Below are 13,153 nucleotides of genomic sequence, written 5' to 3' on the forward strand. Positions count from 1 at the left end.
GCGGGGTCCCTGCGGCAAGCGTGCCTGATCCTGCGTCGTCGCGCGGCGTCAAAGGCCCGCTGCGCCATACAAAATGTGTGCCGTTCTGGAGCAGAGTGTCAAGCAGAGTGTCACACGCGAACAGTCCGGCTTGCGTTGCGTTTACCGACAGCGCTGTCGGAACGCGTGGCATGGAAATTGTATGGAAGGCCTACGCGGAATCGGAATGCGCGTAGTCGATCTGTCGATCGTGCAGCGCGGACGCCACCAGCCAGGCGCTTGCGCCGGTGCGGGCCGCGGCGGCCAGATCGTCGCGATTGCGGATGCCGCCCGCGCCGATCAGCGTGGTGTGCGCGGCGGCTTGCGCGCGCACGTGCTCGAACGTCGCGAGATCGGGGCCGGCGTAGCTGCCGACCTGGTCGAGCGTCATCGCGATCACGCGCGGCGGCCACCACGCCGACGAGCGGTCGAGCGCGGCCGCGGCGAGCAGTTCGCCGGCCCGCTGATCGAGCGACAGGATCGGCGCGAGGCCGGCGCGCTGAGCCGCGTGCAGTGCGTGGATATCGCGCAGCGTCTCCGAGCCGAAGACAGGCACGAGAGTCGCGAGATGGGAAGCGGCAGCAGGGCTGTCGTGTTGATCGATGGCGTGGTCGATGCGCTCGAATAGCGCGCGCATCGAGGCGTAGTCCGCGAAACCCGCGTCGAGCCACAGTTCGATGCCGGGCAGCGCGGCCCGCAATGCGGCGAGCGTCGAAGCATGCGCGCCGCGCTGCAGGATGGCGCCGAGATCGGCGATATAGAGCGTGCGCGCGCCGCTGGCTTCGAGCAGCGCGCGGGCGGTGGCAAGTGGGTCGCTCGTCGCGACGAGGCGGGACTGGATGGGCCGATAGGCGCTCCGCTCGCCGCGCACCGCGCGTACGACCTGGCCGTCGAGCAGATCGAGAACAGGTATCACCTGCATAGGGGCGCTTTCCTTTGACCAGAATCTTTGTCTACGAGTATCTCACTGGCGGCGGCATCGACCCCCAGCTCGCCGGCCCGGGCAGTCTCGCCGATTTGAGCGCGCTGATCGTTGAAGGACGCGTGATGCGCGACGCGCTGGTCGGCGCTCTGCGTGAACTCGACGGCGTGCAGGTCACGTTCGCGACCTCGCGCTTCGAAACGCCAGGGGCGGGCGAGGCCCATTGTATGGCCGCGCCCGGCGAATCGATGACGGCGTTCGTCGCGCGCGCGGCGCGTGAGCACGATTACGCGTGGGTCGTCGCGCCGGAATGCGACGGGCTGCTGCTGCGCTTTCACGATGCGGTCGGTACTGCGCGCTGGCTCGGCTGCGCGAAGGAAGCGATCCGCGTCGCGTCGAGCAAGAGCGCGACCGCGGCGTGTCTTGCGGCGCATGGCATTGCCACGACGCCGGCGCTAGAACCCGGCGACTCAGCAGCGCAGCACGACGGCCGGTGGGTGGTCAAACCGGACGACGGCGCGGGCGGCCTCGACACGATCGTGTACGAGCGCTTCGCCGATGCCTGCGCCGAGTACGAGGCGCGCGCGGCGGCGGCGCGCAATCCGGTGCTGCAGGCGTGGGTCGATGGCGAGCCGTTGAGCCTGTCGCTGATCTGCCGCGGCGACGCTACCAAGCTCCTCAGCATCAACCGTCAGCAGATCGGGCTGAGCGGCGGCGACGCGTCGGGTGATGTTGCGCGGATCGTCGAGTTCGACGGCGTGCTGGTCGATCAGATCGACCAGCACAGCGACATGGGCCGCGCGCTCGACACGCTCGCGCATCGCGTCGCGCGGGCCATCCCGGGTTTGCGCGGCTTCGTCGGCATCGATGTCGTGTGGCATCCGCAACTCGGGCCGGTCGTGATCGAAGTGAATCCGCGTTTGACGGTCGCTTATGCGGGGCTGTCGGCGGCGCGCGGCAGCGGCCTGACGCGCGCGCTGCTGGCCGCGCATGGCGTGCGCATCGAGCGCTGCGGCGCGGCGCGCGCCAATTCGCCGACGTGCGAGGTGCGCCCTTGAGCCCGGCCCGTTCGAACCCGGCGGCGCGGTTCGGCTGGGACGTCGGCGGCGCGCACGTGAAGGTGTCGCTCGTCGACGGCAGCGCCGTGCTGGACGTCGTGCAATGGCCGTGTCCGCTTTGGCAGGGGCTCGACCATCTGCACCGCGCGATCGACCTCGTCTTCGAGCGCTGGCCGCAGGCCCGCACGGACGCCGCGCAGCATGCGGTGACGATGACCGGCGAGATGGTCGACCTGTTCGCGGATCGCGCCGAAGGCGTGCGCGCGATCGTGGCCGCGCTCGCGCAGCGGCTCGGTCCATCACTGCGTTTCTACGCTGGCGACGCCGGCTGGCTCGCCGCCGCCGACTGCGCGGCCGGCTGGCGTCACGTCGCGTCGGCGAACTGGCTCGCGACCGCGAGCTGGGTCGCTACCTGCATGGCGAACGCGCTGCTGATCGACATCGGCAGCACCACCACCGACATCATTCCGATCGTCGACGGCCGCGTCGTCGCGCGTGCCGCGACCGATGCGGGCCGGCTCGCGACCGGCGAACTCGTGTATCACGGCGTCGTGCGCACGCCGTTGTGCGGCATCGCGCATCGGATCGAATTCGGCGGCGCCATGCTGAACGTGATGAACGAATGGTTTGCGACGACCGCCGACGTCTACCGGCTGACGGGCGAACTGGACCCGCTGCACGACGTGCAGCCGAGCGCCGACCAGGGGCCGAAGACACAGGCGGCGAGCCGCGCGCGGCTCGCGCGCATGATCGGGCACGACGCGCACGATGCGTCGGACGTCGAATGGCTGCACTTTGCGCGGCGCTGGCGCGCGCTGCAGGTGCGCGAAATCGGCGCGAACCTGATGCGGGTGGTCGCCGCGCAGCCGGCGCTCGCGGCCGCGCCGCTGGTGGGCGCCGGCTGCGGCCGCTTCCTCGTCGCCGCATTGGCGCGCGACGAGGCGCGCGGCTATATCGACTTCGGCGCGCTGGCGGGCGTGCCCGATGCTTGCGCGGCATGGGCAGCGACCTGCGCGCCGAGCGTGGCGGTCGCGCTGCTCGCGGCGCGCGAGCCGGGCGCCCAACGGCGCGGCGCGCGTGGTATCGCGGCGCGCGCGGCATGAGGTGAGAGGCGCGGCGCGCAATCCGGGGACGCGGCGCGCCGGCGCACGAGTAGCGCAAACAGGGGCAGGGGACACGATAAGGCGAGCGGGACAAGTTCGGTGATGAACGAGGTTGCGAAACGACGCGACCCGGCCGGGCACTCAACTGGACGCGAGGGCAACAGTCATGTGGGTGGTCAAGATCGGAGGCAGCCTGAGTCACGACCCGGCACTGCGCCACTGGCTCAGTGAGCTATGCGAAGTCGGCGGCGGACGGGTCGTGATCGTGCCCGGCGGCGGCGATTTCGCGGACAAGGTCCGCCAGTACCAGGGCGAGTGGAACTTCGACGATCTGGCCGCGCACAACATGTGTCTGCTCGCGATGACGCAATATGCGCTGCTGATGCAAGGCGTTTCGCCCGAACTGGTGATCGCGTCGAGCGAGGCGAAGATTCGCCGCACCCTGCGTGACGGTCATGTCGCCGTGTGGGCGCCGACCGCACTGATGCGTGATACGCCCGACGCGATGAGCAACTGGGACACGACCTCGGACAGCCTCGCCGCCTGGCTATCGACGATGCTCAACGCGGAGCGGCTGGTCGTCGTCAAATCCTGTCCGATCGCCGTCGACGATCCGCTCGAAACGCTGGCCGCGTCGGGGGTGATCGACCGCAAGTTCGTCGACTACGTGAACGATGCGAACTATGTGGTCGAATTGCTCGACAAGAGCAACGTCGCGCTGATGCGCGACCGTTTGCTGAATATTCCGGTGATGTGATCGGCTGCTACAGCCGCGTCGCGTTGCTCGTGCCCGGCAACGGCGCGCCGCCATCGACGCGAATCTCTCCAGCCGGCCGATGCAACGCGCTCGCCCATTGCGCGACGCGCTCGGGGTCGAGCCGCGAGCGGCGCCCGTCGGCGCACAGCGCGGTGCGAAAACCGGCCACGTCGGGCGCCAGCGCGCGGATCTGCGGCAGTTGCGCCCAGCCGAGCGCACCGGCGATGCCCGCCATCGCGCCGCGCTGACGCGCGAGCCGCAACCAGCGCGCGAGCGAGTCGACGTCGACGTGATCGAACAGCGTGCCGCCGTCCTTGCTCGCGGTATCGAACATCAGACCGGCGAAGCCGAGCGCCGCGGTGTGGCTGACCAGTTCGTCGTCCATGCCGCCGTCGCATAGCAGCACCGGCACGACGCTAGCCGGCAGATTCGCGAGCTGCTCGATGCAGCGGCGCGCGGCCGGTCCGCGCGCGACGCCGACCTTCACATAGTCGACGCCGGCATCGCTGACGTCGATCACGCGCGCGGCGATCTCGTCGAACGCGTCGGCCGGCACGTCGCCGATCGCCGCGCTGATCGGCTTGACCGGGTAGCGCGCGCGAAGTTGTTGCGCGATGTTCGTGATGGCGCCGATCGACAGGCCGCCGAGCGCGCCGTCGTCCGGCTCTTTCAGGTCGATCAGCTCGGCGCCGGCGCGGGCGGCGTCGAATGCTTCGTCAGCCGAGCGGACGCTCGCGAGCAATGCGGTCATCGGGGTTCTCCGCGGAGGAAAGGGTTTTCAGTGATGGGCCGAAGCGGCGGCCTGATGCGCCGCGTCTTCGAGGCTCGCGCGATATCGCGCGATCGCGGCGACGAGCCAGCTCCATGCGGTGCGCTCGTTGTCGCCGGCGGTTTTGTCGATCGCGATCTGCAGATACGCCATTTCTCGATCGACCTTGTCGGCCGGCAGCATGAAGAGCCGGCTCACCAGAATCGCGCCTTCCACGACCGCCGACTGCGCGCGATTGAAGCCCGCGAACGGCGCGTGGTTTTCACGGTGCACGCATTTCATCACCAGCACCGGGCGCTCGGCGTCGTCGCGCAGCTCGTCGAGTTCGAGCTCGGCGTGGGCCAGCGACTCGGCCAGACGTACGCTCGGCACGCGGCTCGCGGCCACGGTCGGCCAATCGGTTGCGCAGTGCGTGACGCAGCCCGCGAAGATACGCACGTCGGTGGTGAAGTTCAGCACCGCCGCGCGCGTCGCGATCACGTTGTCGAGCGTGACCGACGGGCGGAAAGGCGCGAGGATGATGCGCTCGCCCTCGTAGCGCGCGCCCATCGGCGCGATGTGTGGACGGCCATCGCACGCTGCCGTGGTGACGATCGTTTCGTGGATCATGGCTGGGAACGCGTGTCCCGACAGCGCCGGAAGGCCGGCCGTCAGCAGAGGTCAAACACAAACGGGAACCGCAAAGGGGCCGCGGCGTGCGGCCCGGTTGCGGGCTTAACGCGTAGCGACATACATCACGATTTCAAAACCGAGGCGTACGTCGGTGTAGCTCGGAGTCGTCCATTGCATACGTGCTTTCTCCTTCGGTTGAAACACCGGGTGGAACAGCGTTGCGCCGCCGGCCCGGCGTAATGCCCGGTGTCGACGGCAGCCGGCATCACGCAAGCTTTATGCCTGTTCGGGTACCGGCCGGTCAGGCGGGCGTGCGTTCGTTCGAGGGCTAATACCGCGCTCGGCGAATTGCGCCACGCCGTGGCGCTCGCGCGGGTTGCAAGACGCAAAGAGCCGCGCGGTGTGGCGAAAACGAAGCAAAGTGTGCCATCGCGATTCCCTGATTCGATTGCGCTGTCACGCCGCGCCCGCCTCGCTCACCAACACATTCTGCTCCCATTCGCGTCGCACGGCTCGAAAAAGAACCCCACGATGTGGTAGCGATAACCGATCCGTTAAGTCTGCCAAATAAAATCGTGAATTCACCTTGGGCGTGTCCGTGCCTACAGTGCAACTCAAGCGCTTCGTTCTTCCGGCAGTGCGCTTGCCACCTTCGAGGACACGTCATGAACGATTTCAGTCAACCGCCGATCCAGCCCGAACCTCAAGCGCGCGATCCGCACAATCCGCGCGAGCGGTACGCGGCGGGCGTGATGAAATACCGCGAGATGGGGTACTGGCAACCGGACTACGAACCGAAAGACACCGACGTGATCGCGCTGTTTCGCATCACGCCGCAACCCGGTGTCGAACCCGAGGAAGCGGCCGCCGCGGTGGCCGGCGAATCGTCGACCGCGACGTGGACGGTGGTGTGGACCGACCGGCTCACTGCCTGCGACATGTATCGCGCGAAGGCGTATCGCGTCGAGCCGGTGCCGGTGTCTCGCGCCGACGAGCCGCAGTACTTCGCGTATATCGCTTATGAACTCGATCTGTTCGAAGAGGGCTCGGTCGCGAACCTGACCGCGTCGATCATCGGCAACGTGTTCGGCTTCAAGCCGCTGAAGGCATTGCGGCTCGAAGACATGCGCATCCCCGTCGCGTATCTGAAGACGTTTCAGGGGCCGCCGACCGGCATCGTCGTCGAGCGCGAACGGCTCGACAAGTATGGTCGGCCGCTGCTCGGCGCCACGGTCAAGCCGAAGCTCGGTCTGTCGGGCAAAAACTATGGACGGGTGGTCTACGAAGGCTTGCGCGGCGGCCTCGATTTCATGAAGGACGACGAGAACATCAACTCGCAGGCGTTCATGCACTGGCGCGACCGCTTCCTGTTCGCGATGGAGGCGGTGAACCGCGCCCAGGCGGAGACTGGCGAGCTCAAAGGGCACTACCTGAACGTGACGGCCGGCACGATGGAGGACATGTACGAGCGCGCCGAATTCGCGAAGGAGCTCGGCTCGTGCATCGTGATGATCGACCTCGTGATCGGCTGGACCGCAATCCAGTCGATGTCGCGCTGGGCCCGCAGGCACGACATGATCCTGCATCTGCATCGCGCGGGGCATGGCACCTACACGCGGCAACGCAACCACGGCATCTCGTTTCGCGTGATCGCCAAATGGCTGCGCATGGCGGGCGTCGATCACGCGCATGCAGGCACCGCGGTCGGCAAGCTCGAAGGCGATCCGCTGTCGGTGCAGGGCTACTACAACGTGTGCCGCGACGCGCACAACGCGGTCGATCTGTCGCGCGGCATTTTCTTCGACCAGCCGTGGGCCGGCTTGCGCAAGGTGATGCCGGTCGCCTCGGGCGGGATTCACGCGGGGCAGATGCATCAGCTGCTCGAGCTGTTCGGCGACGACGCGATCCTGCAGTTCGGCGGTGGCACGATCGGCCATCCGGCCGGCATCCAGGCCGGCGCGACCGCGAACCGCGTCGCACTCGAAGCGATGGTGAAGGCGCGTAACGAGGGCCGCGACCTTCTGCGCGAAGGGCCCGACGTGCTCGAAGCCGCCGCACGCTGGTGCACGCCGCTCAAGCAGGCGCTCGATACGTGGCGCGACGTGAGCTTCAACTACGCATCGACCGATACGCCCGATTTCGCCGCCACGCCGACGGCGGCCTAGCAACGCCGAGCTGTTCCCGCGAGCGCCTCACGAGCGCATCCGCAACGCGGTGCAACGGCACCGCGCGGGGCACCGTTGACGCCGTTCCGAACGCGACATCCATCCACGAGGTTCGTCATGCGTATTACTCAAGGAACGTTTTCTTTTCTGCCCGAGCTGACCGACGAGGAAATCGGCTTGCAGATCGACTACGCGCTGCGCCAGGGCTGGGCCTGTTCGGTCGAATTCACCGACGACCCGCATCCGCGCAACACCTACTGGGAAATGTGGGGTCTGCCGATGTTCGACCTGCACGACGCGGCCGGCGTGTTGCAGGAGGTCAGGGCTTGCCGCGAGGCGCGGCCGCAGCACTACATCAAGGTCAACGCGTTCGATTCGGTGCGTAGCTTCGAGACGATGCGCCTGTCGTTCATCGTCAACCGGCCGGACCTGGAGCCGGGCTTCCGGCTGTTGCGGCAGGACGCGCAGGGGCGCACGCAGCGCTACAGCATGACGGGCTACGCGGGCGACCGGCCAGCGGGCGAGCGTTACGGCGCGGCGGGCTGACGCCGCTGATCGCGCAACAACGCACACGACGACCCGCAGCGAGGAGGAACCATGACAGACGCCGCCATCGTGGACGCACTGCCCGCGTCCACCGCGCACAGCGACGCCGCCGCGCCCCACATCGACCTCGCGGCGCTGTACCGCGACTCGGGCATCGGCGACGTGCTCGGCGAACTCGATCGCGATCTGGTCGGGCTCGCGCCCGTGAAAACGCGCATTCGCGAGGTCGCCGCGCATCTGCTGGTCGAGCGCGCGCGGGCTTCGCTGGGTCTCGTGGGCGGCGCGCCGACCCTGCATATGTGCTTCTCCGGCAACCCCGGCACCGGCAAGACGACGGTTGCGCTGCGCATGGCGGAAGTGTTGCACCGGCTCGGCTACATTCGCCGCAATCATCTGGTGTCGGTCACACGCGACGATCTGGTCGGCCAGTACATCGGCCACACGGCGCCGAAAACGCGCGATGTGCTCAAGCGCGCGATGGGCGGCGTGCTGTTCATCGACGAAGCGTATTACCTGTATCGCCCGGAGAACGAGCGCGACTACGGGCAGGAAGCGATCGAAATTCTGTTGCAGACGATGGAGAACCAGCGCAGCGACCTGGTCGTGATTCTGGCCGGCTACGCGTCGCGAATGGAAGTGTTCTTCGAGAGCAATCCGGGTTTCCGCTCGCGCATCGCGCATCACATTACGTTTCCCGATTACGAGGAAACGGAGTTGCTCGAAATCGCCGAACGGATGCTCGGCACCATGCATTACCGCTTCGATGCCGCGTCGCGCCGCGCGTTCGCCGACTATCTGGCGCGCCGCATCCGCCAACCGAATTTCGCCAACGCGCGCTCGGTGCGCAACGCGCTCGATCGCGCGCGGCTGCGCCAGGCGAACCGCCTGTTCGCGAGCGCCTTGCAAGGCGGCGAGCCGATCGACGCCGCCACGCTGACGCTGATCGATGCCGCCGACGTGCGCGCGAGCCGCGTGTTCGACGAGCCGCCGCAGTCCTCGCAATCGCCTTCCACCGCGCGCGCCGTCACGGCGCCACCGGGCTGAATCACGACACCATCGACGGAGAACGCCATGCAGGACGGACGCACGACACTTTCGAAGTTCCTGATCGACACGCTCGATCGCCCGCCGTGTACGGACGACACGCGCGACACTGCTGGACTCTCCGGGCTGCTGATCGACGTAGCGGCGGCCATCAAGTCGATCTCGGCGATGCTGACCAAGGGCGCGCTAGGCGGCAACTACGGTTCCGCGCAAACGCTCAACACGCACGGCGAGCAACAGAAGAAGCTCGACGTCTCGACCAACGAGATCTTCGTGCAGCAATGCGAGTGGGACGGCTTGCTGGCCGCGATGGTGTCCGAGGAAATGGAGCACGTCTACGCGATTCCGCCGGACTATCCGCGCGGCGAGTATCTGCTCGCGTTCGATCCGCTCGACGGCTCGTCGAATATCGACATCAACGGCGTGGTCGGCTCGATCTTCTCGGTGCTGCGCACGCGCGACCCGGCAGCGGATGCAACCAGCGAAGCCGCGTTCCTGCGGCCGGGCTGCGAACAGGTCGCGGCCGGCTATGCCGTGTATGGACCGTCGACGATGCTGGTGCTGTCGGTCGGCAATGGCACGCATGGCTTCACACTGGAGCGCGACATCGGCAACTTCGTGCTCACGCATTCGAACATCCGGATTCCGGAGGAAACCGGCGAGTTTGCGATCAACGCATCGAACGAGCGCTTCTGGGAGCCGCCCGTGCGCCGCTACGTGCAGGAGTGCAAGGACGGCCGCAGCGGTTGCCGCGCGCGCGACTTCAACATGCGCTGGATCGCGTCGATGGTCGCGGAAGTGCATCGCATCCTGATGCGCGGCGGCGTGTTCATGTATCCGCGCGACTCGAAAACGCCGGCGATGGAAGGACGCCTGCGCCTGCTCTACGAAGCGAACCCGATGAGCTTCCTGGTCGAGCAGGCGGGCGGCCTCGCAATCACCGGCCGGGAACGCATTCTCGACGTCGCGCCGCGCGCGCTGCATGGCCGCGTGCCGGTGATTCTCGGCTCGAAGAACGAGGTCGAGCGCATTGCGCGCTATCACGGCGAATACGACCGCGGCGAGGACAAGCCGTTCACGTCGCCGCTGTTCGGCACGCGCTCGTTGTTCCTGCCGGATTTCACGGCGTGATCAGCGACTGACGGCGCGCTCAGCGCACAGAACACAGTCATCCGGAGACAAACGCATGTCAGTCAAACATCCGATCATCGCGGTGACCGGCTCGAGCGGCGCCGGCACCACCACCGTCATGAAGAGTTTCACGCATATCTTCAGACGCGAGCACATCAATGCGCAGATCGTCGAAGGCGACGCGTTCCATCGCTATGACCGCAACGGCATGCGCGCGGCGATGCAGGAGCGCGAACGCGACGATGTGCCGAATTTCAGCCACTTCGGGCCGGAAGCGAATCTGCTCGAAGAACTCGAAACGCTGTTCACGCGCTACGGCGAAAACGGCAGCGGGCAGTTTCGCCACTACGTGCACGACGCGGGCGAAGCGCAACTGTACAAGCAGGACGGCGGCACCTTCACGCCGTGGGAGGAGGTCGCGCCCGATACCGACCTGATGTTCTACGAAGGGCTGCATGGCGCGGCGGTGACCGACAGGGTCGATATCGCGCGGCATGCGGATCTGCTGATCGGCGTCGTGCCGATCATCAACCTCGAATGGATCCAGAAGCTGCACCGCGATCAGACGATGCGCGGCTACACGCACGAAGCGGTGGTCGACACGATCCTGCGGCGCATGCCCGACTACGTGAACCACATCTGCCCGCAGTTCTCGCGCACGCATGTGAACTTCCAGCGCGTGCCGACCGTGGACACGTCGAATCCGTTTACCGCCCGCGAGATTCCGCAACCGGACGAGAGCTTCGTCGTGATCCGCTTCGCGCGGCCGAAGGGTATCGATTTCCAGTATCTGCTGACGATGCTGCACGACTCGTTCATGTCGCGCCCGAACGTGATCGTCGTGCCGGGCGGCAAGATGGGACTCGCGATGCAGCTGATCTTCACGCCGATGATCCTGCAACTGATCGACCGACGCTCGCGCGCCTGAGCGGTACCAGACGGATACCGAGGTTCATTTCGCAAGGAGAGATTCGATGAGTGCAGTCGCGCAACCGCTTGACGCACCCGCCACGCGCTCGATGGCCGACGCGCTGCGCATGCTCGCGATCGATGCGGTGGAAGCCGCGAAGTCGGGACATCCTGGCATGCCGCTCGGCATGGCCGAGATCGCGGTCGCATTGTGGGACCGGCATCTGAAGCACAACCCGCGCAATCCCGCGTGGCCCGACCGCGATCGGTTCGTTTTGTCGAACGGGCATGGTTCGATGCTGCTCTATGGACTGCTGCATCTGACGGGCTATGACCTGCCGATCGACGAATTGAAGCGTTTTCGCCAGTTGCACAGCAAAACGCCGGGGCATCCCGAAGTGGGCGTGACACCAGGCGTCGAGACGACCACCGGGCCGCTCGGTCAGGGGCTCGCGAACGGCGTCGGCATGGCGCTCGGCGAGGCCTTGCTCGCGCGCGAGTTCAACCGGGCCGGGCATCGGATCGTCGATCATCGCACCTACGTTTTCGTCGGCGACGGCTGCCTGATGGAGGGCATCTCGCACGAAGCGGCGTCGCTCGCGGGCACGCTGAAGCTCGACAAGCTGACGGTGCTCTACGACGACAACGGTATCTCGATCGACGGCCACGTCGCGCAATGGTTCGGCGACGATACGCCCGCGCGCTTCGCGTCCTATGGCTGGCACGTGGTGCGCGAGGTGGACGGCCACGACGTCGATGCGGTCGATCGCGCGTTGCACGCGGCGCGCGCCACCGGCCGGCCGACGCTGATCTGTTGCCGCACGGTGATCGGCCAGGGCGCGCCGTCGAAGGCCGGCACGCACGATGTACACGGCGCGCCGCTCGGCGCCGACGAGGTGGAACGCACACGCCGCGCGCTCGGCTGGCCGCATCCGCCGTTCGGGATTCCCGGCGAGATTCGCGCGAACTTCGACGCGAGCGAGCGCGGTGCCGCTGCTGAAGCCGAGTGGCGCGCGCGTTTCGACGCGTATCGCCGGCACTATCCGATGGAGGCCGCCGAATTCGAACGACGTATGGAAGGCAGCTTGCCCGCGCATTGGCACGACACGGTTCGCGCGCTGCTGCGCGATGCGGATTGCGCGGCCGAATCGATCGCGACGCGTAAGGCCTCGCAAAAAGCGATCGCCGCGCTCGCGCGCTGCCTGCCGGAGCTGCTCGGCGGCTCGGCCGATCTGACCGGTTCGAACCTGACGGACTGGGCGGGCGCGGTCGATATCCGCTGTGACGAAAACGGTCTGCGCGGCGGCAACTACGTGCACTACGGCGTGCGCGAGTTCGGCATGAGCGCGGTGATGAACGGCATCGCGCTGCATCGCGGCTACCTGCCGTTCGGCGGCACGTTCCTGACGTTCTCCGACTATGCGCGCAACGCGTTGCGTATGGCCGCGCTGATGAAGACGCGCTCGATCTTCGTGTTCACGCACGACTCGATCGGACTCGGCGAAGACGGACCCACGCATCAGGCGGTCGAACACGCGGCGAGCCTCAGGCTGATTCCGGGGCTCGACGTCTGGCGTCCGTGCGACACCGTCGAGACCGCGCAGGCGTGGGTCGGCGCGGTGGAACGGGACGGACCGTCGTGTCTGTTGCTGAGCCGGCAGAACCTGCGCTTCGTGACGCGCTCCGCCGAACAGGTCGCCGCGATTGCGCGTGGCGGCTACGTGTTGCGCGATTGGCCCGCCGAAGAAGGGCAAGAGCCACCGGCGCGCATCGTTCTGATCGCCACCGGCTCGGAAGTTTCCCTCGCACTCGATGCGATTGCGCCGCTCGCGGCCGCCGGTATTGCCGCGCGCGTCGTATCGATGCCATCGACCACCGCGTTCGACCGGCAACCGCGCGCCTGGCGCGACGTCGTGCTGCCGCCGGGCGTGCCGCGTGTCGCGATCGAGGCGGGCGTGCGCGCGTTCTGGCGGCAATACGTCGGGCTCGAGGGTGGCGTGGTCGGCATCGATACGTTCGGCGAATCGGCCCCGGCCGCCGCGTTGTTCGGGCATTTCGGGCTGAACGCGCAGGCGGTGATCGACGAAGCACGGCGCGTCGCGGACCGCGCGCGTTGAGC

The 13,153-nt window shown here is 67.3% G+C and carries 13 protein-coding genes; 9 read left to right on the top strand and 4 right to left on the bottom strand.

Annotated features, from left to right (window positions below):
- Positions 1 to 190: 190 nt before the first annotated feature.
- On the bottom strand, positions 191 to 940 hold the full coding sequence (locus tag OKW28_RS11835; RefSeq protein WP_429445695.1) for a HisA/HisF-related TIM barrel protein: 750 nt from the start codon (positions 938 to 940) through the stop codon (positions 191 to 193).
- Between the two features lie 14 nt (positions 941 to 954).
- Here OKW28_RS11835 and OKW28_RS11840 point away from each other — a divergent pair, with 14 nt between their 5' ends.
- From OKW28_RS11840 to OKW28_RS11850, 3 genes are all read left to right on the top strand, one after another.
- Positions 955 to 1,998 (top strand): ATP-grasp domain-containing protein, encoded by a 1,044-nt coding sequence (locus OKW28_RS11840; protein ID WP_429445697.1) that lies wholly within the window; start codon positions 955 to 957, stop codon positions 1,996 to 1,998.
- Positions 1,995 to 3,101, top strand: coding sequence for a hydantoinase/oxoprolinase family protein (locus tag OKW28_RS11845; protein ID WP_429445699.1), 1,107 nt, complete (start codon positions 1,995 to 1,997; stop codon positions 3,099 to 3,101). Before OKW28_RS11840 ends, OKW28_RS11845 begins: the two co-directional genes overlap by 4 nt.
- Before the next feature lie 166 nt (positions 3,102 to 3,267).
- Positions 3,268 to 3,858 carry an aspartate/glutamate/uridylate kinase gene (locus OKW28_RS11850; protein WP_018424588.1) on the top strand — a complete coding sequence of 197 codons (591 nt, stop codon included), beginning with the start codon at positions 3,268 to 3,270 and terminating at the stop codon, positions 3,856 to 3,858.
- Positions 3,859 to 3,865: 7 nt separating this feature from the next.
- On the opposite strand, the gene OKW28_RS11855 is transcribed toward OKW28_RS11850, so the two are convergent.
- The 3 genes from OKW28_RS11855 to pqqA form a co-directional block, all read right to left on the bottom strand.
- Complete coding sequence (locus OKW28_RS11855; RefSeq protein ID WP_429445701.1) at positions 3,866 to 4,609, bottom strand: (5-formylfuran-3-yl)methyl phosphate synthase; 744 nt, start codon at positions 4,607 to 4,609, stop codon at positions 3,866 to 3,868.
- 27 nt (positions 4,610 to 4,636) lie between these two features.
- Positions 4,637 to 5,236, bottom strand: coding sequence for a DUF447 domain-containing protein (locus OKW28_RS11860; RefSeq protein ID WP_018424590.1), 600 nt, complete (start codon positions 5,234 to 5,236; stop codon positions 4,637 to 4,639).
- 105 nt (positions 5,237 to 5,341) lie between these two features.
- Entirely contained in the window at positions 5,342 to 5,416 is a 75-nt protein-coding gene (pqqA, locus tag OKW28_RS11865) for a pyrroloquinoline quinone precursor peptide PqqA (RefSeq protein WP_113062024.1), read from the bottom strand.
- Positions 5,417 to 5,904: 488 nt separating this feature from the next.
- On the opposite strand from pqqA, the gene OKW28_RS11870 reads away from it, so the two are divergent.
- From OKW28_RS11870 to tkt, 6 genes are all read left to right on the top strand, one after another.
- Positions 5,905 to 7,404: a form I ribulose bisphosphate carboxylase large subunit gene (locus OKW28_RS11870; protein ID WP_429445703.1), complete on the top strand. Its 1,500-nt coding sequence runs from the start codon at positions 5,905 to 5,907 to the stop codon at positions 7,402 to 7,404.
- Between the two features lie 117 nt (positions 7,405 to 7,521).
- A complete protein-coding gene (locus tag OKW28_RS11875; RefSeq protein ID WP_429445706.1) occupies positions 7,522 to 7,950 on the top strand; it encodes a ribulose bisphosphate carboxylase small subunit in 429 nt (142 codons plus the stop codon).
- 51 nt (positions 7,951 to 8,001) lie between these two features.
- Positions 8,002 to 8,994 (top strand): CbbX protein, encoded by a 993-nt coding sequence (cbbX, locus tag OKW28_RS11880; protein ID WP_429445708.1) that lies wholly within the window; start codon positions 8,002 to 8,004, stop codon positions 8,992 to 8,994.
- 27 nt (positions 8,995 to 9,021) lie between these two features.
- Positions 9,022 to 10,125, top strand: a complete 1,104-nt coding sequence (locus OKW28_RS11885) for a class 1 fructose-bisphosphatase (protein WP_429445710.1) — start codon at positions 9,022 to 9,024, stop codon at positions 10,123 to 10,125.
- Positions 10,126 to 10,180: 55 nt separating this feature from the next.
- Positions 10,181 to 11,053 (top strand): phosphoribulokinase, encoded by an 873-nt coding sequence (locus OKW28_RS11890; protein ID WP_429445712.1) that lies wholly within the window; start codon positions 10,181 to 10,183, stop codon positions 11,051 to 11,053.
- A 46-nt stretch (positions 11,054 to 11,099) separates the two neighbouring features.
- Complete coding sequence (gene tkt, locus OKW28_RS11895; protein WP_429445714.1) at positions 11,100 to 13,151, top strand: transketolase; 2,052 nt, start codon at positions 11,100 to 11,102, stop codon at positions 13,149 to 13,151.
- The last annotated feature ends 2 nt before the right edge of the window (positions 13,152 to 13,153 follow it).

Source organism: Paraburkholderia sp. 40 (assembly GCF_050434105.1).
Taxonomy (GTDB): domain Bacteria; phylum Pseudomonadota; class Gammaproteobacteria; order Burkholderiales; family Burkholderiaceae; genus Paraburkholderia; species Paraburkholderia tuberum.